Source organism: Alteromonas sp. M12 (genome assembly GCF_037478005.1).
Classification (GTDB): Bacteria; Pseudomonadota; Gammaproteobacteria; order Enterobacterales; family Alteromonadaceae; genus Aliiglaciecola; species Aliiglaciecola lipolytica_A.
Genome location: NZ_CP144164.1, coordinates 3,300,324 through 3,323,205, shown reverse-complemented (window position 1 = coordinate 3,323,205; position 22,882 = coordinate 3,300,324). Strand labels below are relative to the sequence as shown.

At 41.5% G+C, this 22,882-nt stretch carries 22 protein-coding genes; 19 read left to right on the top strand and 3 right to left on the bottom strand.

What is annotated here, in order from left to right; translation table 11 throughout:
* Positions 1-13: 13 nt before the first annotated feature.
* Positions 14-634, bottom strand: a complete 621-nt coding sequence (locus VUI23_RS14325; protein WP_216048143.1) for an AhpA/YtjB family protein — start codon at positions 632-634, stop codon at positions 14-16.
* Between the two features lie 167 nt (positions 635-801).
* Here VUI23_RS14325 and serB point away from each other — a divergent pair, with 167 nt between their 5' ends.
* From serB to fdx, 10 genes are all read left to right on the top strand, one after another.
* Positions 802-1,806, top strand: coding sequence for a phosphoserine phosphatase SerB (gene serB, locus VUI23_RS14320; RefSeq protein ID WP_342804770.1), 1,005 nt, complete (start codon positions 802-804; stop codon positions 1,804-1,806).
* A 159-nt stretch (positions 1,807-1,965) separates the two neighbouring features.
* Entirely contained in the window at positions 1,966-2,688 is a 723-nt protein-coding gene (gene trmJ / locus VUI23_RS14315; RefSeq protein WP_216048569.1) for a tRNA (cytosine(32)/uridine(32)-2'-O)-methyltransferase TrmJ, read from the top strand.
* Between the two features lie 19 nt (positions 2,689-2,707).
* Positions 2,708-3,517, top strand: a complete 810-nt coding sequence (gene cysE, locus VUI23_RS14310; protein ID WP_216048145.1) for a serine O-acetyltransferase — start codon at positions 2,708-2,710, stop codon at positions 3,515-3,517.
* 106 nt (positions 3,518-3,623) lie between these two features.
* Positions 3,624-4,112, top strand: coding sequence for a Fe-S cluster assembly transcriptional regulator IscR (gene iscR / locus VUI23_RS14305; protein WP_216048146.1), 489 nt, complete (start codon positions 3,624-3,626; stop codon positions 4,110-4,112).
* 12 nt (positions 4,113-4,124) lie between these two features.
* The gene (locus VUI23_RS14300; RefSeq protein ID WP_303498968.1) at positions 4,125-5,348 is read left to right on the top strand and encodes an IscS subfamily cysteine desulfurase; all 1,224 of its coding nucleotides are present in this window, start codon (positions 4,125-4,127) and stop codon (positions 5,346-5,348) included.
* 59 nt (positions 5,349-5,407) lie between these two features.
* Positions 5,408-5,794, top strand: coding sequence for a Fe-S cluster assembly scaffold IscU (gene iscU, locus VUI23_RS14295; protein ID WP_216048147.1), 387 nt, complete (start codon positions 5,408-5,410; stop codon positions 5,792-5,794).
* A 24-nt stretch (positions 5,795-5,818) separates the two neighbouring features.
* Positions 5,819-6,142 carry an iron-sulfur cluster assembly protein IscA gene (gene iscA / locus VUI23_RS14290; RefSeq protein ID WP_216048148.1) on the top strand — a complete coding sequence of 108 codons (324 nt, stop codon included), beginning with the start codon at positions 5,819-5,821 and terminating at the stop codon, positions 6,140-6,142.
* Between the two features lie 54 nt (positions 6,143-6,196).
* Positions 6,197-6,724, top strand: coding sequence for a co-chaperone HscB (gene hscB / locus VUI23_RS14285; RefSeq protein ID WP_342804769.1), 528 nt, complete (start codon positions 6,197-6,199; stop codon positions 6,722-6,724).
* Between the two features lie 45 nt (positions 6,725-6,769).
* Positions 6,770-8,635 (top strand): Fe-S protein assembly chaperone HscA, encoded by a 1,866-nt coding sequence (hscA, locus tag VUI23_RS14280; RefSeq protein ID WP_342804768.1) that lies wholly within the window; start codon positions 6,770-6,772, stop codon positions 8,633-8,635.
* 9 nt (positions 8,636-8,644) lie between these two features.
* Entirely contained in the window at positions 8,645-8,983 is a 339-nt protein-coding gene (fdx, locus tag VUI23_RS14275) for an ISC system 2Fe-2S type ferredoxin (RefSeq protein ID WP_342804767.1), read from the top strand.
* Between the two features lie 78 nt (positions 8,984-9,061).
* Here fdx and VUI23_RS14270 read toward each other — a convergent pair whose 3' ends face one another.
* Positions 9,062-10,948, bottom strand: a complete 1,887-nt coding sequence (locus VUI23_RS14270; protein WP_342804766.1) for a choice-of-anchor I family protein — start codon at positions 10,946-10,948, stop codon at positions 9,062-9,064.
* Positions 10,949-11,242: 294 nt separating this feature from the next.
* Between VUI23_RS14270 and ndk the strand changes: the two genes are divergently transcribed.
* The 9 genes from ndk (at position 11,243) to der (ending at position 21,253) form a co-directional block, all read left to right on the top strand.
* Positions 11,243-11,674, top strand: coding sequence for a nucleoside-diphosphate kinase (gene ndk, locus VUI23_RS14265; protein WP_342804765.1), 432 nt, complete (start codon positions 11,243-11,245; stop codon positions 11,672-11,674).
* Between the two features lie 105 nt (positions 11,675-11,779).
* A complete protein-coding gene (locus tag VUI23_RS14260; RefSeq protein ID WP_216048154.1) occupies positions 11,780-12,916 on the top strand; it encodes a bifunctional tRNA (adenosine(37)-C2)-methyltransferase TrmG/ribosomal RNA large subunit methyltransferase RlmN in 1,137 nt (378 codons plus the stop codon).
* A gap of 67 nt (positions 12,917-12,983) precedes the next feature.
* Entirely contained in the window at positions 12,984-14,273 is a 1,290-nt protein-coding gene (gene pilW, locus VUI23_RS14255) for a type IV pilus biogenesis/stability protein PilW (protein WP_342804764.1), read from the top strand.
* Positions 14,270-15,205, top strand: a complete 936-nt coding sequence (locus tag VUI23_RS14250) for a RodZ domain-containing protein (RefSeq protein WP_342804763.1) — start codon at positions 14,270-14,272, stop codon at positions 15,203-15,205. Before pilW ends, VUI23_RS14250 begins: the two co-directional genes overlap by 4 nt.
* A gap of 14 nt (positions 15,206-15,219) precedes the next feature.
* A complete protein-coding gene (ispG, locus tag VUI23_RS14245; protein WP_216048157.1) occupies positions 15,220-16,338 on the top strand; it encodes a flavodoxin-dependent (E)-4-hydroxy-3-methylbut-2-enyl-diphosphate synthase in 1,119 nt (372 codons plus the stop codon).
* Positions 16,339-16,452: 114 nt separating this feature from the next.
* Entirely contained in the window at positions 16,453-17,733 is a 1,281-nt protein-coding gene (gene hisS, locus VUI23_RS14240; RefSeq protein WP_342804762.1) for a histidine--tRNA ligase, read from the top strand.
* Positions 17,734-17,777: 44 nt separating this feature from the next.
* Complete coding sequence (locus VUI23_RS14235) at positions 17,778-18,392, top strand: tetratricopeptide repeat protein (RefSeq protein ID WP_216048159.1); 615 nt, start codon at positions 17,778-17,780, stop codon at positions 18,390-18,392.
* 7 nt (positions 18,393-18,399) lie between these two features.
* On the top strand, positions 18,400-19,638 hold the full coding sequence (gene bamB, locus VUI23_RS14230; protein ID WP_216048572.1) for an outer membrane protein assembly factor BamB: 1,239 nt from the start codon (positions 18,400-18,402) through the stop codon (positions 19,636-19,638).
* Positions 19,639-19,807: 169 nt separating this feature from the next.
* On the top strand, positions 19,808-21,253 hold the full coding sequence (gene der / locus VUI23_RS14225; RefSeq protein ID WP_216048160.1) for a ribosome biogenesis GTPase Der: 1,446 nt from the start codon (positions 19,808-19,810) through the stop codon (positions 21,251-21,253).
* Between the two features lie 55 nt (positions 21,254-21,308).
* Here the strand turns inward: der and xseA are convergent, their stop codons facing one another.
* Positions 21,309-22,649 carry an exodeoxyribonuclease VII large subunit gene (gene xseA / locus VUI23_RS14220; protein ID WP_342804761.1) on the bottom strand — a complete coding sequence of 447 codons (1,341 nt, stop codon included), beginning with the start codon at positions 22,647-22,649 and terminating at the stop codon, positions 21,309-21,311.
* Between the last annotated feature and the right edge of the window lie 233 nt (positions 22,650-22,882).

Sequence of the window (22,882 nt, the reverse complement as noted above, 5' to 3'; positions counted from 1 at the left end):
TTACAGCATTTTGTTATTTTCGGTTAGATTTCTCTACTTTCTCATAATGGCGAAAGCGTAATTTGTAGTAGGCCCTAGTAATCAGCAGCCCAACTAGACCAGCAAGCAACATCAAAACTAAAAGCTGTTTATAAATTTGGTTTTGATATTCTCGGTGAAATAGCATCACTTGCTGTTTATCGAGTAATAAACGCACGTAACCCAGCACGTTGTCATCTAAAACAACTTCTTCGACAAATACCAGAGGAAACTCATCTTCGAGTAAAAAGCTCGCCAATACGGATGCATTTTGCTCGTTGCTTTCAACTACCTCACCATTGCGGTTATAAACTGAAACACCGGCGACATGTTTGTCTTTGGATAGCAGGTTTATGTAACTTAGAATTTGTTCATTTTGCTTTTGTTGCAAATGAGGCGCAATTAAATCCGCTGTGAACTTGGCTAAACTGCGACCTAACTGGGTAGATTGATTGTTGTGCCAATTTTGTGATTGATCAGTATTTAATAACCAAATATTCACGCAAATAGCAGCGGCCACCACCAGTAAGGTGAGATTTGCCACTCGCTTAAAAATTGAGTAATTACTGGGGACTTTTTGGGCTGATTCAGCCAATCCGAATTTTGTTATATCCATGCCCAAGACAATAAGACAATTTGTCACGTTTGCCAATATGAGTTGTTGTTTTATTTACGAATTTAAGTGCACCTTGTTAATTGTTCTATGTCATAGGGATATCTTATTGCGTCACTTATTGATTTCGGTAGAATCCCTGTCCTAAATAATATTCCGGTGGGTTAATTGTGCTATCGACCAAATTATCAAAAGAAGAATGGCTATCTGCCAAATATCTGACCAATCTTCATCATAAAAATGTGAATTTCACATTACCAGGTGAGCTTCAATTTGAATTGGCTGAGACCAGTGAAGCAAGTTCTCAGCAATTGGTGCTATTTTCAGAAAGCTTGAATTTAGAAAAATTGTTTCAGGTTCAAACGGCATTGGCAGATGTGCTGAGTATTCAGGTATTTCAGCCTGGTTATGAAGGAAGCAATGGTTGCGCGTTTGAAGCAGAAGTTGAAGTTAAACCTTCATCAGACTTAGCGGCTGTTATTGAATCTACAGCGGTTAGCTTCCAAGTAGATATTAGTCTTGTAAAACAGCGGCCTACGTTGGCAAAGCCAGGGTTATTAGTCATGGATATGGACAGCACTGTGATTGGTATTGAGTGTATCGATGAAATCGCAAAATTGGCTGGTGTGGGGACTCAGGTCTCAGAAGTAACCGAATTAGCCATGCAAGGTAAGCTTGATTTTGCTCAGAGCCTTAATAGCCGAGTGGCGTGTTTAAAAGGAGCTGATGAGTTAATTCTGAAACAAGTTCGTGATGCTATTCCGATCAACCCTGGGATCAGTCGTTTATTAGCAAAGTTAAAAAAAGCGAACTGGAAATTAGCGATAGCGTCAGGCGGTTTTACCTTCTTTGCAGATTATCTTGCTGAACGCTTAGGCTTAGATTATGCCATTTCCAATCAACTAGAGATTGTAGAGGGTAAACTGACTGGAAAAGTTCTAGGTGACATTATCGGTGCACAAAGTAAAGCCGACACCCTCAATTTATTGGCTGAGCGTTATCAAATCGATGCGTCTCAAACCATTGCTCTAGGAGATGGAGCCAATGATTTGGTTATGATGAAGCAAGCGGCACTGGGAGTGGCTTATCATGCTAAACCCGTTGTTCGCCAACAAGCTGACGCTGCCCTTAGGTTTTGCGCGGCAGATGGTCTGCTCGCCTTATTGAAGAGTTAGTCTTATCAAAAAAGTAATCTGGCATTGTGTTAAAATCATAGGCTGTATAGAACTTGCTTTAGTGCGTTTATTAAATCAGTTCGTTTATTAAATCGTGATTAACAAAAGAAAATAATTATGTCTAACTCTGTAAATACTGGTTCTAATCTCGACAGCTCTGTGCTTGCAAAAGTACGTGTAGTATTAGTGAATACCTCGCATACAGGCAACATTGGTTCAACCGCTAGAGCGATGAAAACCATGGGCTTGAGTCAATTAGTATTAGTAGACCCTATCGATAAGCCGGATGGTAAAGCGAGCGCACTCGCCGCGGGGGCGGGAGATGTGTTAGCAAATGCAAAAATTGTCTCAACCTTAGAAGAGGCGGTGAAAGATTGCGGTTTAGTTGTGGGAACCAGTGCCCGCTCACGGACATTGTCATGGCCGATGCTTGAGCCAAGAGGGTGTGGAGAAAAATTGATTAGTGAGGTAGAAAAGTACCCAGTAGCCTTGGTCTTTGGACGTGAAAACAATGGTTTAAGTAATGAAGAATTACAGCAATGTCATTTCCATGTGTGTATACCAGCGAATCCAGAGTACAGCTCACTTAATTTAGCTGCCGCGGTTCAAACTTTGTGTTACGAAATTAGAATGGCCTATTTAAACAAATCACGTATCGAAGATGAGCCGAATGAATACCCATTGGCCGATGATTTAGAGCGTTTTTATAGTCATTTGGAACAAACCCTATCAAAAACGAATTTCATCATTCCGCAACATCCCGGTATGGTGATGACCAAATTAAGACGTCTATTCAATCGCGCCCGTCCTGAAACCCAAGAACTGAATATATTAAGAGGTATTTTGGCGTCAGTGGATAAGTCGATTAAAGCCAAAGATTAGGATTTTCCAAAGTAATAATATGTTTGAGCGAATAAAAGAAGATATCCAAAGTGTATTTCATCGAGATCCTGCTGCTCGTACTACTTTTGAGGTACTGACTAATTATCCAGGTTTGCATGCTATTTGGTTACATCGTGTTGCTCATAAACTTTGGAAATCTAATTGGCTCTGGCTTGCCCGCAGCATTTCCACCTTTTCACGTTGGATGACCGGTATTGAAATACACCCAGGTGCAACATTAGGTCGACGTTTTTTTATCGATCATGGCATGGGCGTAGTGATTGGAGAAACGGCTGAGATTGGTAACGATGTGACACTTTATCACGGTGTGACTCTAGGCGGCACAAGTTGGAACGGTGGCAAGCGTCATCCTACTTTAGAAGACAATGTAGTCGTTGGCGCTGGAGCCAAAGTGCTTGGTCCTATCACTATGCATAAAGGTGCAAAAGTTGGATCAAATTCTGTCGTGGTTAAGGATGTACCCGAAAATGCCACTGTTATTGGTATTCCGGGCAGAATAGTCGTTCAAAAACAGCAAAAAGATCAGGATAAACATCAGCGGCGTGATAAAATCGCGCGCAAATACGGTTTTGATGCCTATGCAGTAGCCCCAGATAATCCCGATCCGGTAGCGAACGCCATTGGTGTAATGTTAGATCATGTGCATTTGATTGACACTAAAGTGGAAGAAATGTGTAAAGAAATTAATAAAATGGGCGGGAAAGTGTGCGGAGATTCTTTGCCTTCTATTAATTTGGATAACTTCCAAGACTCTGATCTTGTTGATGATTATCAAAAAGCCAAAGACGCGTTTGACCCATCAATCTGACAATTACAACTCCTTGGTAATACTTGACTAATTTACTAGGTCTAATACTTGACTAAATTAGTCGGGTATGTGAGAATTCATGGTATCTTGTTAACTGGTATTTTCTATGAAACTTACTTCCAAAGGCCGATATGCTGTAACTGCAATGCTAGACGTTGCATTACATTCCCGTAGAGGGCCGGTCTCGTTAGCCGATATTTCGGAGCGTCAGGAAATTTCATTGTCTTATTTAGAACAATTGTTCTCACGTTTAAGAAAAGAAAATCTTGTACAGAGTGTTCGTGGTCCAGGTGGCGGTTATAAGTTAGGCCGTGTACCTGAAGAAATCGCAGTAGGCGAAGTTATACGTGCGGTAGACGAGTCAGTCGATGCAACACGATGCCAAGGCAATTCTGATTGCCAAGGTGGAGAGAGATGTCTTACTCATAGCCTCTGGCATGATTTGAGTGAACGAATTAGTCAATTCCTGAACAATATTACGTTAGGTGAACTAATGGCCAAACAAGACGTAAAAACGGTTGCAGGAAGACAAGACAGAACTAAACAACTTAATACTGTTGTTGCAAATGAAATTGAAATTAGCTTGCAACTATAAGTGGAGCCTAAAATGAGCAATATTAATTTACCTATCTATTTGGATTATTCGGCAACCACTCCGGTTGATCCCCGTGTAGCCCAAAAAATGATGGAATGTTTAACCCTAGAAGGCAATTTCGGTAATCCGGCTTCTCGTTCCCATAAATTTGGATGGATCGCTGAAGAAGCCATTGACCTTGCCAGAAATCAAATTGCTGATTTGGTAAATGCTGATCCACGAGAAATCGTGTTTACTTCGGGTGCAACAGAGTCCAATAATTTAGCAATTAAGGGGGCTGCTCACTTTTATAGTAAGAAAGGTAAGCACATTATTACCCTGAAAACTGAACATAAAGCGGTACTTGATACTTGTCGTCAATTAGAGCGAGAAGGGTTTGAAGTAACTTATATGGATCCAAAACCAAACGGTTTATTGGATTTAGAAGAATTTAAAGCGAATTTACGTCCAGATACTGTGCTCGTTAGTATCATGCACGTAAATAATGAAATCGGTGTGATTCAGGATATTCAACAAATTGGTGAAATTTGTAGAGACAACAAAACCTTGTTTCATGTTGATGCGGCGCAAAGTGCCGGTAAAATTGAAATAGATTTACAGGCCTTGAAAGTCGATTTAATGTCTTTCTCTGCGCACAAAATATATGGTCCAAAAGGCATAGGTGCCTTGTATGTTCGTCGTAAGCCGCGGGTAAGAATTGAAGCCCAAATGCACGGTGGCGGACATGAAAGAGGCATGCGTTCAGGCACGTTGGCAACTCATCAAATCGTTGGTATGGGTGAAGCGTTCCGTATTGCTAAAGAAGAAATGGCTGAAGAAAATGCGCGAATTTTAAAACTTCGCGACCGTCTCTGGAATGGCCTAAAAGACATCGAAGAAGTCTATCTAAATGGCGATCTTGATCAGCGTATAACAGGTAACTTAAATGTGAGTTTTGCCTATGTTGAAGGTGAGTCATTAATTATGGCACTCAAAGACATGGCAGTATCTTCAGGTTCAGCTTGTACTTCAGCAAGTTTGGAGCCGTCTTATGTGCTCAGAGCTTTAGGACTAAATGATGAATTAGCTCACAGCTCGATTCGATTCAGTATTGGTAGATTTACCACTGAAGAAGAAATCGATCACGTTGTTAGTGTGGTGCAAAATGCAATCGACAAACTACGTGAAATGTCACCGCTTTGGGATATGTTTAAAGACGGTGTAGATCTGACTAAAGTTGAATGGGTTCACCACTAATAGGTGAATCGATCAAATTGGAATTAACGCGAGAAATCGTAATTTAAGAGGTAAGTAACATGGCTTACAGTGAAAAAGTAATCGATCATTACGAAAATCCACGCAACGTTGGTGGATTTGATAAAAACGACCCAACTATCGCCACTGGAATGGTAGGAGCGCCTGCTTGTGGTGATGTGATGAAACTACAACTTAAAGTTGGTGAAAACGGTTTAATCGAAGACGCCAAATTTAAAACATATGGTTGCGGATCTGCCATCGCATCAAGTTCGTTGGTAACAGAGTGGGTTAAGGGTAAGACGCTAGATGAAGCTGTAACAATTAAAAATACAGACATCGCTGAAGAGCTTGCATTGCCACCTGTAAAAATCCACTGTTCAATTTTAGCGGAAGATGCAATCAAAGCCGCTGTGGAAGATTACAAGTCTAAGCATTCTAAAGCTTAATAAAGAAAGTGATAGGAGCCAGTTTTGGGAATTAAAGTGTCAGACGCCGCTGCAAAGCGGGCTAGAACATTTCTAGAAGGCCGTGGAAAAGGAGTAGGTTTACGCCTTGGCGTGAAAACTACTGGTTGTTCCGGTTTAGCTTATGTTTTGGAGTTTGTCGACGAACTAAACGCTGATGATGAAGTATTTGAAGACAATGGTGTAAAAATTATCATTGACGCGAAAAGCTTGGTTTATCTTGACGGTACAGAACTAGACTTCGCTAAAGAAGGGTTAAATGAAGGATTTTTATTCAATAACCCGAATGCGAACGGCGAGTGTGGTTGCGGCGAAAGCTTTAATGTTTAAAGCTTTTGTTGGCAACTGTTGTACTATTCATTTGATTGAAAGAAAAACAAAGTTATGAACTTCTTCGCGCTTTTTGGGCTTCCAGAAACATATCAGATAGATAACGCCAAATTGGCCAATGTTTATCAATCGCTGGCTAAAGTGACCCATCCAGATAAATTTTCTAACGCTGGTGGTCAAGAAAAACTCATGGCTGTGCAAAAAAATGCACAGATTAATGACGGCTATCAAATTCTCAAAAATCCGCTTTCTCGCGCTGAACATATGTTGGAGCTAAGAGGTATTTCGCTGCAACATGAAACGCAGACAATGCAAGATCCGGTCTTTTTAATGCAGCAAATGGAATGGCGAGAACAGTTATCCGAGATAGAGAATGCTGCGGAACCTGAGCAGGTTCTAACAACACTGGATGAAGATGTCGCGATACATACAAAACAACACTTTGAAGCGTTGCAAGAATTACTCGAAAAACAAACCGAAGAAGCAAATAATCTAGCTGCAGCTGAAGTCAGAAAATTGAAGTTTTTGAATAAGTTACATAAAGAAATTGAACTGAAAGAAGATGCATTGTTTGACGATTAGCGCGACTGCGATTCACTAAAATTAAAAAGCGAGTTAGAACCAATTATGGCATTACTGCAAATTGCTGAGCCGGGTCAGACGGCTGCACCACATCAACGTAAACTAGCCGTTGGCATTGATCTAGGTACTACCAACTCTTTAGTCGCCACAGTACGAAGTGGATCTCCCGAAACATTGCCAGACCACCTTGGTCAACATATTTTACCTTCAGTTGTTCAGTATGCTAACGACGGAATTGTTGTCGGTGAGCAGGCAAAACAATCGGCAAATTTAGATCCGGCCAACACGATAGTATCAATCAAACGTTTGATGGGAAGAAGTCTGGAAGATATCCAGAGTCAGTACCCGAACTTACCTTATGAATTTGTCTCAAATGATGGGCAAATCTCCATTCAAGTACCAGGTGCTGTGGTTAACCCCATCCAAGTTTCAGCTGAGATTTTGAGCAATCTAAAAGCCCGTGCTGAAGACTCCTTAGGAGATGAGCTCACTGGGGCTGTGGTTACTGTACCAGCCTATTTTGATGATGCTCAACGCCAAGGCACAAAGGATGCGGCGCAATTGGCCGGATTACACGTTTTACGTCTGTTGAATGAGCCCACTGCAGCGGCAATAGCTTACGGTTTAGATTCTGGACAAGAAGGTGTCATAGCTATTTATGATCTAGGTGGTGGCACCTTCGATATTTCCATTTTGCGTTTGTCAAAAGGTGTATTTGAAGTATTAGCTACCGGCGGGGATACCGCGCTAGGTGGAGATGATTTTGACCAGTTGTTATTTGAACATATTTGTGAAAAAGCAAATTTAACGGGCAAAATCTCCAAAGGTTTAAGACGTCGTTTACTTGATGACGCTAAACAAGCTAAAGAAGCACTCAGTAACGATTCTGCGGTGGACATTGAGTTCAAAGATGACAACGGCGAAACACATCAAGTGGTGATTAGCTGTATGACTTTCGAGTCGTTGATTGAACCACTAATTAAAAAATCCTTACGGGCGTGTAGACGAGCTGTCAAAGATGCAGAAATTGGAATCGATGAAGTACTGCAAGTCGTGATGGTGGGGGGCTCTACTCGAGTGCCTTCGGTTCGACATAAGGTGGGAGAATTTTTTGGTAAAACGCCATTAACCTCCATCGATCCAGACAAAGTGGTTGCCATAGGTGCGGCCATTCAAGCTGATATATTAGCCGGCAACAAACCTGACAGTGAAATGTTGCTACTGGACGTATTGCCCTTATCCTTGGGAATTGAAACCATGGGTGGGTTGACCGAAAAAATTGTCGCGCGAAATACCACTATCCCTGTGGCCAAGGCGCAAGAATTTACCACCTTCAAAGACGGTCAAACCGCGATGATGGTGCATGTGCTGCAAGGGGAGCGAGAGCTGGTTAAAGATTGTCGCTCGTTAGCTAAATTCAATTTAACAGGTATTCCACCAATGACGGCTGGGGCGGCACATATTCGTGTCACTTTTCAGGTTGATGCGGATGGTCTACTAAATGTCACCGCTATGGAAAAGTCCACTGGTGTGAAAGCCGAGATTCAGGTTAAACCTTCTTATGGTCTCAAAGACGAAGAAGTGGCCGACATGCTCAAAGCCTCAATGCAATATGCTAAAGAGGATATGCAAGCTAGAATGCTTAAAGAGCAACAAGTGGAAGCCACACGAGTAGCAGAGACGTTGAATAGTGCACTTCAAAAAGACGGTGATGAGCTGCTCAGCGCGGAAGAAAAAGCGGCTATTGATGATGCTATGTCTACCATGTTAAAGCTGGCTCAAGGCGAAGATATAGATGCCATTAAACAGGCGATCGAAAAAGTCGACAACATTAGCCAAGAATTTGCCGCTAGACGAATGGACAAGTCAATAAATCAAGCACTGACTGGTCATTCAGTTAACGATATTTAAGGAGCAGTAATGCCACAAATTATATTTTTACCCCACGCAGAATTGTGTCCAGATGGCGCTGTTTTGGAAGCCGATAAAGGCACTTCTGTATTGGATGTTGCTTTAAAAAATGGTATCGGAATTGAACATGCGTGCGAAAAAGTATGTGCATGTACCACATGCCATGTCCTGATCCGAGAAGGATTAGAGTCCTTAGGCGAAGCAGATGATTTGGAAGAAGATATGTTAGATAAGGCTTGGGGACTTGAACCTGAATCTCGCTTGGGTTGTCAGGCTGTTGTTCAAGACGAAGATTTGGTTGTTGAAATTCCAAAATATACAGTCAATCAGGTAAGTGAAGGACATTAATTTTCGTTCGCTCATTTAGATAAAAAAACCCGGAAATTCCGGGTTTTTTAGTTTTTATAAGGCGTGTATTTAACCTAATTACTTTTCAGTAACTTGATACACAGTAACTGTACCACTGACTTCATTACCAATAATAAGCAATGCATTGCCATTTGGACTTTGTTCTGCTGATACAAACTTGATGCTTTCGGGACCCAGATCACCAGACTCTGCCACCTCGGAACAATCCATGCCTTCTGCTTCATCACAAGGGTTATCTAGGTCGTCATCCAATTCAAAGTCGGTATTGAAGTCGCGGTTATTATTGTGTGCAACAAAAGCGACATTGAAAGGATTGGTAACGTCATAGGTGAACAAATCACCGGAACGCTCTAAACCGATAAACGCGTAGGTACGACCATTAATTTCGCCAACTGCAATAGCCTCAGGCTCGCCGCCTTTATCATCAGAACGGTTATCACCTTTATTTTCGGTGTGCGCGCTGTTGAAATCGTTACCTAAGATTGCAGCGGATATCTTTTCGAAGTCATCACCGGAGTCAAAGACTTGATTAATGTTTTGATCCCAAATTGAGAAAGAGCGAGAACCGTAAGCATAAAGTGCTTCATAAACGCCGTCTTGGTCCGCATCACCTAACGCAGTGGTTACTTTGAGGCGGCCTAAACCATCATCAGCACCACTAGCGTCGTAGATTGCTTGTAACTCATCAGAAAGCTGCATATTCAGCTCATCTGGGTCAATGATATCTTCGACTCGAACTTCTTCGCTATATGCGTTCCAATCTTTGGAGTCACCTTCGTTAGCCGATAAAATAAAAGTCGCGCCATTCCATTGGTATGTGGCAATCGTGTCTGGTTGATACATTCCGAATAAGCCAGGTACATTGCTAAAGCTTGGGATTTCATCTTTATTAGTGAAGTCTAATTCATACGTTCCCCAATCTTTGAAACCTAAGCCTTTAACTTCAATAGTCATATCATTCAAATCAATAATACCAATGGCATTGGCTTCTTGTAGTGAAACATAGGCCTTCTTACCATCAGCACTCATTGCAATATACTCAGGTTCTAAATCTTGCGCTACGCTAGTGCCATCTGGTCCTGCAAATTTGACACCTGTAGATGCGAGCAATGCTCTGCGCTCTTCATCTGTATCATAATCTTCGTCATCTAAAGTATCGTTGGAGAACACCATGTCGGTAGTCAAGTTTATGGTTTGAGCTAAATCGGCCGGAACCATGTCTGTTATCGATACAACGGAAATACTACCTTCTGGGTCAACATCGTAATCGCTATCAGGCTCACCTTCATTGGCAATCAGGGCCAAACTGCCATCTTCACTGAACGTTACCATGTCGGGTAGAGCACCGGTTAGAACTGCTTTTAAGAAGGTTCCTTGACCTAAGGCATCTAATGAATAGAACAATACTGCGCCATTATCTGTTTTCGTTTCTCCCTCTACAGCAAGGGCCAGCAAATCGCCGTTTATAGCAATTGAATTAGCCACACCTAGTGCCACGGTTTGATCAATACCGTCTGCATCTTTTACGCTAACACTACTTGGGAAAGTGAACGCTTGTGAAGTCAAGCTAGTATCTGTTATTGGATTGCCAACTGCAGCCGTTGGTATATTGCTTAAGGAAATAACCTCTACTTGGTTTAGAGCGGCATTAATCGCAAATGCAGATTGTGATGTTGCATGGAACTGGACAATTTCGGCGGCACTTTTACCGTATATCTCGACGCCACCTGCAGAGAATCTGCCAACCACTTCAATCGCTAACTCGCGAGGTAAACTCTGACCATCAACTCCATTTGTACCGTCAGTGCCATCTGTCCCTGCGATACCTTGTGCACCTGTTGCGCCATCTTGACCATCGTCACCATCAAGAGTACATCCACCTAATGCAGTTACCACTGCTAGGGCAACTAGACCTAATTTTAGTTTTTTTAGCTGATCTTTCATTATTGTTCCGTTATCGATATGTGATTGAAATCAGCCGGTTACATTAAGAGTTGGAAATTAAATATTTGCTACACTTGTATGAAGTAATTGTGACGATTAATCGTTTAGCTGACTTTTAATGGCAAATTCGAGTGGGATTATTGGTGTTTCTTTCAGCACTGTTGATCTTTTGTTACAGCTTAAATAAAAATATTTAGCCAATTTGTCAGATAAATTAGTCATTGAGGGCAAAGTTGCATATAATCCGCGCGGAAATTTTATCTAATACTTTTTTATGTAATCGGAGACCTGTCAATGGCCTTAGAACGTACTTTTTCAATCATCAAACCAGACGCCGTAGCAAAAAATGTTATCGGTGCGATCTATAATCGTTTCGAGTCAGCGGGTTTGCGCATCGTTGCTTCTAAAATGTTGCATTTAAGCAAAGAACAAGCAGAAGGATTTTACGCAGAACACAGTGAGCGTCCTTTCTTTGGTGCTCTAGTTTCTTTCATGACATCTGGCCCAGTTGTGGTTCAGGTTTTAGAAGGCGAGAACGCTGTTTTACGTCATCGTGAAATCATGGGTGCTACTAACCCTGCAGAAGCATTAGCCGGTACTCTTCGTGCTGATTACGCTGCTTCTATTGATGAAAACGCAGTACACGGTTCTGATGCTACAGAATCTGCTGCTCGTGAGATCGCTTACTTCTTCTCTGACGAAGAAATCTGCCCACGCACACGATAAGCAAATAGCTTTATTCAAAAGGGGAGCTTTGCTCCCCTTTTGTCGTAGTAAAGTTAGCTTATAAATTGTACAATTCGTTTAGTTTTAATTGAGGTTGTTTGTTTTATGTCTGTAGTCCATCAAGTGGCTAAAACCAATTTGTTAGATTTTAATCGCCAAGGGATGCGAGAGTTTTTTGCGTCTATGGGCGAAAAACCATTTCGTGCCGATCAAATGATGAAATGGATTTATCAGCAAGGTGAAACAGACTTCGAAAAAATGACTAACTTCAATAAGTCATTGCGCGCTAAATTAATTGAGCGTTGTGAAATTCGTGCACCAGAAATTGCTTATCAACAAAATGCGACTGATGGGACTATCAAGTTTGCGTTGAAATTAGATGGTGGGCAAGAAGTAGAAACTGTTTGGATACCAGATGGCGATCGCGCAACCCTATGCGTATCTTCGCAAGTAGGCTGCGCATTAGAATGTACGTTTTGCTCTACCGCGCAACAAGGTTTCAACCGTAATTTGACTGTATCTGAGATTATTGGACAGGTATGGCGAGTCGCAATCACTATTGGTTTGTCAAAAGACACCGCGAAACGACCTATCACCAATGTTGTTATGATGGGCATGGGCGAACCATTGTTGAATTTGAAACATGTGGTGCCAGCGATGGAAATCATGCTGGATGATCTTGGTTTTGGTTTGTCCAAACGCAGAGTGACATTAAGCACCTCAGGTGTGGTGCCAGCCCTGGATAAACTTGGCGATATGATTGATGTGGCGCTGGCAATTTCTTTGCACGCTCCGACCAATGATTTGCGAGATGAAATAGTACCGGTTAACAAAAAATACCCGATTGAAGAGTTTTTAGCTGGTGTTAGACGCTACTTGGCTAAGTCTAATGCGAATCAGGGGAAAGTAACTGTAGAGTATGTAATGTTAAACGGCATTAACGACAGTACTGATCAGGCGCACCTTTTAGCTAAAGTGCTTAAAGAGACACCTTGTAAAATTAACCTGATACCTTTCAATCCTTATCCTGGATCACCCTATACGTGTTCAAGTAATTCTCGAATTGATCGCTTTGCTAAAGTGCTTATGGATTACGGCATAACAGTAGTGGTGCGAAGAACGCGCGGTGATGATATTGATGCTGCGTGTGGGCAATTAGTTGGTGACGTGGTGGATCGCACTAAACGTATGCTGAAAAAACAGCAGAAAGGCGAACAAATTTCAGTAAAAATTGCCAACTAATTGGATTAGTACCCAACAAGCAGTTAGCATAGGTCAATCTAAATAATCCCTAACGTAAGTGAGTTATATGCGTAGTTTTTTGATTATCGCAATGATATTTCTCTCCGCTTGTGTGAGCGAGCCTTTACCTGAAGGTTTTAAAGCGAGTGATGACTTCGATCCCATAGCAGCGGCTAAAAATAGAATTTCATTGGGCTTAACTTATTTAAAAAATGGCAATTTTAGTCAGGCTAAATTTAATTTAGATAAGGCCCTAAAATTTGCTCCCCGCCTTGCTGATGCGCACTTTAGTATGGCCTATTACTATCAGCAAGTAGATGAAATAGCGCTCGCTGATGAAGCCTACCAAAAAGCCTTGGCTTTCGATCCGAAAAACCCCGACATTGCTAATTCTTATGGTGCTTTTTTATGTGAAAATGGCCAATACGTTGAAGCAAAAGAGTATTTCCTTAAAGCCGTTAATAGCGCAAATTATATTTCGACCGCAGAAACCTATGAAAATTTAGCCTTATGCAGCCAAAGTCAGGGACAGATAGAGGACGCTTTGACTTATCTACAAAGCTCGTTGAATCATCAGCCGTCCAGAGCCAAAGCCTTAAAATTACTCGTTGAGTTGCAAATGCAACAGCAACAGTGGGAAGAGGCAAAACTTAATTTGCGACGTTTGGAGAAAAACTCCAGAGTAACGCCTGACACCTTGTGGATGTCAATTATCATTGAGCAAGCTTTAAATAATAATGATGTAGCAAAAGGCTATGGAGACATGTTAATCGGTATGTACCCGTCTCATCCTAATACATTAAAATATATTCAAAATAGACAAAATCTAGCTAATTTAGTAAGCACTCAAAAAGTCTCTAAAAAGCTCAAACCAAATAGCAACAAGATAGAAAATCAAGTACCGCAAACGCCTGTTTCAGATCCGCTTAATGCTGACAATGGTCAAACCCAGAATCTGCAGCCAAATAATGACAAACAAAGCGAAGCGCTGGTGAATAAAACCGTAACTCCGGTGGTAAATGCGCAAACAAACCAATCAAGCAAAACTAAAGAGCAACAAAAGCTAAATAAACAATCGACTGCTGATGATTATCCAGTTGACGATATGCAAGCTCAAGAAAACCTTCAACAAGGCAAGGATTTAGAGTCAGCACAAGAAATAGCATCACAAGCTAAAAAAGAGACAGTGCAGCAATATCATGTTGTACAGAAAGGCGAAAATTTATATCGCATTTCGTTGAAGTATAATGTCAAAATACAGAGCCTGATAGATTGGAATGATCTTGCAGATGCCTCGTCTATACATGTAGGAAAAAAGTTGATAGTGATTGATCCCCAAGCGGTAGAACAGAAATGACAGAAGAACAACTAGAACAACCAGTAAACGTCAAAGGACCTGGTGCGATTTTAAAAGAGGCGCGAGAAAAAGCTGGGCTAAAATCAGCGGATATTGCTAATAAATTACATCTCAAAGTGAATATTATTGAAGCGATAGAGTCGGATGAATACGATCCTAAAATCTCAATGACATTCACCAAAGGGTATCTAAAGTTATATGCCAAACAAGTTAATGTAAAAGAAGATATCATTCTTGAAGCATTTGCTTCTCAAACTGAAGTGGAAAAAGAGCCCGCAAAATTACAAAGCTTTTCAAAGCGAGTGGCTAAACAAGCCAGTGATGACCGATTAATGTTAATAACTTACGGCATAGTAGTGGCACTTTTAGCATTAGTTGTCATCTGGTGGTTACAGCAAGACTCTTCTGACAGCACTGGCTCAGATACAAGCCAAGTTATTGAAGCGCTCGAAACGCAAAATGCGAGCGACTCAACAGCGAGTTTAAATATGCAAACTGATTCTGAAGATAATGCTATTTCGGAACAGCCTACAGCGGATGATTTAATCATTAGCGCGCAAATCGCGCAGGATACTGCCAATCTTCCTGAACAAAATGAGTCTGGTGTCGACGAGTCTATCAATGCGCTAAATGCTGAACAGCCTGAGATCCCAAGCACTTTTGAACAGCAGCAAAATGCAATTGATAACATTGAGTTGGTGTTTGAATTTTCAGACAATTGTTGGATGAACCTTGTCGATGCAACGGGCGAAGCAATCGCCTATGGAGTGAAAAAACAAGGCCGAGTAATGACGGTTTCAGGTGTTGCTCCTTTCGAAGTAACGTTAGGGGCTCCAGATGTGGTGCAGATTAGTTATGACGGCGTGCGGGTAGACATGTCTCGATTTGAAGCTGGGAAGTCAGCTAAATTTTCACTGCCATTTGCTTCATAGTTAAAGGTACTTATATGTTTTCTGAATCTCCTATTAAACGTCGTAAATCAACCCGTATTAATGTTGGAAATGTTCCTATTGGTGATGGCGCTCCCATTGCTGTGCAATCAATGACAAATACTCACACTACTGATGTTGATGCCACTGTGGCACAAATTAATCGTATCGTTGCTGTGGGGGGTGAAATTGTGAGGGTATCTGTCCCAACAATGGATGCTGCTGAGGCATTTAAACTCATTCGTCAGCAAGTGAAAGTGCCACTTATTGCCGACATCCATTTTGACTACCGAATTGCTTTGAAAGTAGCTGAATATGGCGTTGATTGTTTACGAATCAATCCCGGGAATATCGGTAGTATGGATCGTGTACGTTCTGTTGTTGATTGCGCTAAAGATAACAATATTCCAATTCGAATTGGTGTGAACGGTGGTTCTTTGGAAAAAGAACTACAAGAAAAATACGGCGAACCTACGCCTGAAGCTTTGGTCGAATCAGCCATGCGTCATGTGGATATTTTAGACAAGTTGAATTTTGACCAATTTAAAGTCAGTGTTAAAGCATCTGATGTATTTTTGGCGGTTGGTGCTTATCGTGAACTAGCTAAAAAAATTGACCAACCTTTGCATTTGGGTATCACTGAAGCTGGCGGTTTCCGCTCAGGTGCGGTGAAGAGTTCTGTTGGTTTGGGAATGTTATTAGCAGAAGGTATTGGTGACACAATTCGGATTTCACTGGCAGCTGATCCCATTGAAGAAATAAAAGTTGGTTTCGATATATTGAAGTCGCTACGGATACGTTCTAGAGGGATAAACTTTATTGCTTGTCCAAGCTGCTCTCGTCAAGAATTCGATGTGATTGCTACGGTAAATGCGCTAGAACAACGGGTTGAAGATATTTTAACGCCTATGGACGTCTCTATTATTGGCTGCGTGGTGAATGGGCCAGGTGAAGCGGAAGTTTCAGACCTAGGACTTACCGGTGCTCGCAATATGAGTGGTTTTTATTTAGATGGGAAGCGTCAAAAAGAGCGCTTGTCGAACGATGATTTGGTTGATCAACTCGAAAAACGCATTAGAGCCAAAGCATCACAACTGGACGTGAAGCGAAAGATTGATGTAAAGCAGGTGGGATAAAATTTTTTAGCACTTGTAACACCACTATCAAAGCCCCTATAATACGGGGCTTTTTTATTAGGGTATTGGCAAATTGAGAGCCAATACAGAAACGAATTTCAGAGTACGTATTTAGTGACAAAACAAATTCAAGCAGTTCGCGGGATGAATGATTGCTTACCCGCTGATTCAGGTGTTTGGCAATGGGTAGAGGATAAGATCCGCAGTGTGGTTGGCTCTTATGGCTACCAAGAATTGCGCACCCCTATTGTAGAGAGTACTGACTTATTTAAACGCTCTATCGGTGAAGTGACTGATATCGTTGAAAAAGAGATGTACACCTTTGAAGATCGCAATGGTGATAGCTTAACCCTTCGACCTGAAAATACTGCAAGTTGTGTTCGTGCAGGCAATCAACACGGTCTTATTTATAATCAACAGCAACGTATTTGGTACATGGGTCCCATGTTTCGCCATGAACGTCCACAAAAAGGACGTTATCGGCAATTTCATCAATTTGGTGTAGAGACCTTCGGTCTAAATGGACCCGATATCGATGTTGAAGTGATTATGCTCAGCGCGCGTTTATGGAAAGTGTTCGGCATCAGTGAGCATGTAACCCTGGAAATAAATTCGTTAGGTTCGAACCAAGCACGAGCGAACTATCGCGATGCCTTGGTCGAATATTTAAGCGCACGAAAATCACAACTGGATGAAGATAGTTTACGCCGGTTGGAATCCAATCCACTGCGAGTTTTGGACAGTAAAAATCCAGATGTGCAGGCAGCTATTAAAGATGCGCCAACCTTGTTAGATTATTTGGATGATGAATCCAAAACTCATTTTGAATCTTTGTGTTCGAAATTAACTGATATGGGCATTCAATACCGGATTAATCCACGCTTGGTTCGTGGTTTAGATTATTATAATCGTACGGTTTTTGAGTGGGTAACTGAAAGTCTTGGCTCGCAAGGCACAGTGTGTGCTGGCGGCCGATACGATGGTTTGGTAGAACAATTGGGTGGTAAACCTAGCACAGCTGTAGGCTTTGCAATGGGGATTGAACGACTCGTTCTGATGTTACAAACTTTAGGATTAACTTCAGATGTACCTGACCCCGTTGATATTTATGTGACTGCCCTTGGAGATTCTACGGAACTTTACGCCATGAAATTGTCTGAGCAATTGAGAGATTCTTCTCCACAGCTTCGAGTTCAGTTACATTGTGGCGGCGGAAACTTAAAAAAGCAGATGAAACGCGCAGATAAAAGCGGTGCACCAATCGTTATTGTGATTGGTGAAAACGAAATGAATGAAAATAAAGTTGTGGTTAAATACCTCCGTGAAGACATTCCGCAGGTAACCATTTCCAGTGATGAACTGGGCACAGTTTTAGCTCAATATTTTAAAATATAAGATAAAGTACAATAACGTATTATCGGTTGTACGAGGAAAATCAAATGGAAGAATTTGCAACAGAAGAACAACAAGTAGAAGCGATTAAACGTTTTTGGCGTGAGAATGGCTTGGCAATTGCAGTTGGCGTTATTTTAGGTGTAGGTGGTTTGTACGGTTGGAGATATTACAACGATACGCAAATTGCTGAAAAAGAAGCTGCTTCGCGTTCGTATGAGCAGTTAAGTGCCACTTTGACATCTGAAAACACGCAAAAAGCGGAAGCATTTGTTGCAGGTAACAAAGGCGGCTACTCTATACTAACAGCATTACAATTGGCTAAATTGTCAGTTGAAGAGGGCGATTTAGAAAAAGCCGCGAGTCATCTGAAATATGTGGCAAATAACGCCGATGATGAAGCAATTAAAAGCGTCGCTAATTTGCGTTTGGCAAGAGTACAAAATTCGCTAAGTCAATTTGACCAAGCCATGGCTAGTTTAGATTTAGTTACTCAACCTGCATTCGTTGCGCAAGTAGATGAGATTAAGGGTGATATTTACGTTAATCAATCTAAATTTGACGCTGCTAAAGAAGCATATAGTGCATCGTTAGACGCTAACGCTAATAATCAGCTAGTGAAAATGAAGTTGGACAACTTAGCGGTTGTTATCAATGGGTAATATCAGTATGGGTTTAAGTTGGATTAAGGTGGTTACATTTATAAGTGTAATGACACTAGCAGGTTGTTCAACTATTTCTGGCTGGTTTATGGACGACGAAGAAATTGAAATCCGCACCCTAAAACCAATAGAGTCGAAGTTTACTGCTACTCAGTTATGGTCACACGATTTAACCGGTGGAATTGATAAATTCTATTCAAGATTACGTCCAGCTGTTGCTTACGACAAAGTGTTTGCGGCCAGTCGTCAAGGTATAGTCGCAGCTTATGAACTCGAATCAGGTAAGCAAGTCTGGAAACGTGATTTCGCCGAATATCCTAATGAAAATTGGTACAGTTTTATTACTAATTTGTGGTCTGATGGTATTACAGCGAAAATTTCTGGCGGCTTAACCGTTATATATGAAACTGTATATTTGGGTTCTGAGAATGGCGAAGTGTTCGCTTTAGATGCCAATACCGGCGAAACCAAATGGGTTACTAAAGTACGCGGGGAAATTATTGCTTCTCCGGCAGTGGATGAAAATGTCGTATTGGTAAATACAGGTTCAGGCACCTTGTTTGCATTGGATGCGAACACCGGCGAACAATTATGGATGTTCGAGTCTGACGTTCCCGCACTTAGTTTACGGGGAATCTCTGCTCCTGTAGCCGTTAACGGTGGTGCGCTAGTGGGTACCGCTACAGGCAAATTAGTCGTCAATATTCTAGGCAGCGGCCAAACTGCTTGGGAACAAACCATTTCTGCGCCCTCTGGTGCAACTGAACTGGAACGTATAGTTGATATTGATAGTCAACCTCTAGTAGTCGGCCCTAATGTCTACGTCATTTCATTTGATGGGACCTTAGCTGCTGTTGAATTACGCAGTGGTCGAATTATTTGGAAGCGTGAATATAACTCTTACAGACGTTTGGGGATTGATGGCAATAGCTTGTTTGTAACTGATAAGAATAGCAACATATATAGCATTGACCGTCGTAACGGCGTTGAGTTGTGGAGTCAAGGTGGACTTAAAAAACGTAACTTAACCTCTCCTGAGTCTATTGGTAATTATTTGGTCGTGGGTGATAAGTATGGATTCTTGCATTGGTTAGATAAAACCGATGGAACAATTGTGTCACGTATGGATGTAGGTGGCGACGATGAAGATGAAGGGATTTATGTAGCGCCAGTTGCGTTTGGCGATAAGATATACACTCAGACTAGAGATGGTGAATTAATCGCTATAGCTGTACCTGTAATCTAATCAACTTTTGTTGATTTGGAATCATCGATTGTGTAAGTTCACTGATATTAACTCGCATGGATTACCTTGCTAGATAGAAAGTGAACTTCATAGCCTAAGTACGAACTAATCACGGCTCAACTATCTAATTTAGATACTTGAGCCGTAACTATTTTATTGGAAAGATAATATGTTACCTGTCATCGCTCTCGTGGGTCGTCCTAATGTAGGAAAATCTACTCTTTTTAATCGGCTTACAAATAGTCGAGATGCATTGGTTGCCGATTATCCCGGGTTAACTCGTGACCGTAAATATGGTCAAGCCAAATATGAAGGCTTACAGTTTATTGTGGTAGATACCGGCGGTATCAGCGGGGACGAACAGGGAATCGATGCAGAGATGGCAGAACAATCGTTGTTAGCCATTGATGAAGCGCATGTGGTGCTATTTTTAGTGGATGCTAGAGCGGGTTTAACCCCTGCTGATATCGGTATAGCTAATCATTTGCGCAAACAAGAAAAAACCGTTTATGTGGTTGCTAATAAAGTGGATGGTATCGACGGTGACAGTGAAACCGCAGAGTTTTACTCGCTAGGCTTAGGCGAAATTTCACAGGTTGCTGCTGCTCACGGTCGTGGGGTGACACAACTGTTAGAAAAGTCATTAAAGCCAATTGAAAAGCTTTATCCAGATATGCACATACCCGAAGTTGTGCGTAACGATGACGGTGAAAATGCTGAAGCAGAGTTGCTACGTTTACAGAGCTTGCCGATTAAGTTGGCGATTGTGGGCAAACCCAATGTTGGGAAGTCGACCTTAACCAACCGTATTTTAGGTGAAGAACGCGTTGTTGTGTTCGATATGCCAGGCACTACCCGAGACAGTATCTTTATTCCAATGGAACGAGACGGACGTGAATACGTATTGATTGATACGGCCGGTGTTCGTAAACGTAAAAAAGTATCTGATGCCGTAGAAAAATTCTCCATCATTAAAACCTTACAAGCCATTGAAGAAGCGAATGTTGTTTTGTTATGCATTGACGCTAGAGAAGGTATAGCGGATCAAGATTTGAGTTTACTCGGTTTTGTTCTTAATGCCGGACGCTCTTTGGTCATAGCTGTTAATAAATGGGACGGTTTATCAAAAGATATCAAAGAAGATATTAAACGAGAGCTAGACCGTCGCTTAGGTTTTGTTGATTTCGCTAGAATTCACTTTATCTCGGCATTGCATGGAACCGGAGTAGGGCATTTGTTTGAATCTGTGCAAGAAGCGTATGCTTCTGCTACTAAACGAATCAACACCTCCATGCTCACTCGAATCATGGAAATGGCTCAAGAAGACCATCAACCGCCGATGGTACGTGGTCGAAGAGTTAAAATGAAATATGCTCATGCTGGAGGATATAATCCGCCGGTCATCATTATTCATGGAAACCAAGTAGAAGACTTACCTTCAGCTTATAAGCGTTATATGATGAACTACTATCGTAAGTCATTACAAACTATGGGAACGCCAATACGAGTCGAGTTTAAAGAAGGGGCTAACCCATTCGAAGGCAAGACCAACAAGCTTACGTTATCACAACAGCGTAAACGCAAGCGTTTAATGACCCATCATAAAAAGCCCTAACTAGAGCTAACCTAGTGGACACTGGCAGTTGCTACAAACTGCCAGCTGTTACACTTTATTTCCCCGTTACTAAGCTATTGACCGAGCCATCATGAAATCGGGTGGTTATCTCATCATCTTGTTTTAACTGACTACTGTTTTTAATGATTTCACTGCCTTTGTAGGTAATGCTATAGCCACGGGATAGGGTCGAAAGCGGGCTTACGCTATCCAGTAATTCAGAGGCCTTGGCAAGCTGAAGTTGTTTACTGACTATAAAGTTTGTTGTCGATTTATTCAGTTGATTAATCAGAATTTTATTATTTTCCATTAATCTTTCTAGCCTATTGATTGGCGAGCGATTATGTAGTCGCTGTGTTATCCGTTGCACTTTATTCGCACTGTCTTGGAATTTGCGCTTAAATCTATGCTCTAACAACATCTGCATTTGATCCAAATGTTGGCTTTGTTGTTTGATTCGATTTTCCGGGTGGAGCGTCTTTAATTGTTGGCTAGAAATTTGCGATCTGTGTTTATGAAATTGAGTTTGACCGACCATGCTGCGGTGTAATCGCGACTTTAAATTTTGTAAGCTTTGTAGCACTTCTAAAATATCTGAACTGACTAACTCTGCAGCTGCAGAAGGAGTAGGGGCGCGCACATCTGCCACAAAATCAGCAATGGTGACGTCAACTTCATGGCCAACAGCGCTGATGGTTGGAATGACACAGGAAAATATCTTTCTAGCTAGGCTTTCATCGTTAAAGCACCATAAATCCTCAAGAGAACCGCCGCCTCGACCAATAATAAGAACGTCTACTTCATTTCGTTGTACCGCTTTATCTATTGCTTGGCAAAGCTGCATAGGAGCTAATTTGCCTTGTACTTGAGATGGGTACACAATGACAGAAATGAGTGGGTTTCTGCGTTTTAATACCGTTAAAATGTCGTGCAATGCGGCACCGGTTGCTGATGTAATTACGCCCACTCGCTGAATTGTCTCAGGCAGTGATTTTTTGTGTGATGTGGCGAATAGCCCTTCTTCAGCGAGTTTGATTTTTAACATTTCAAATTGCTGTTTTAATTGACCCTCACCTTCTGGTTCCATGAAATCGACAACAATTTGATAATCACCACGGGCTTCGTAAAGACCCACTGACGCACGAACTAATATCTTGTCACCTTCTTTGGGACGCACTTTTATACGAGAGTTTGCACCACGAAACATGGCCGCTTTAACTTGGGCGCGGGCATCCTTGAGGGTAAAATACCAATGCCCAGAAGCAGCCGCGACAAAATTAGAAATCTCTGCAGATAACCAAATTTGACCAATTTCTGACTCCAACACCGAACGGGCGAGTCGATTTAATTGGCTAACAGTAAATATATTTTTTGAAGAGTTAGATTGGTTTGGCATAAATTCCTTGAATATTGAACTGTTTCCCCTAATTCCTCCAAAAATGTTGGCCTTCAAAGGAACGTTAAAAGGCAATATTTTTAGCAAAATGGAGAATAATGCAAATAAATGTATACGGTAAATTGATTAACACCAAAAACTTTTGAAATTTTACTACAAATTCAGTTTACCTGATAACGCAAAACCGCTACAATCACGCCGCAATTAAAACCCGCTAAATATAGGTGTAATTG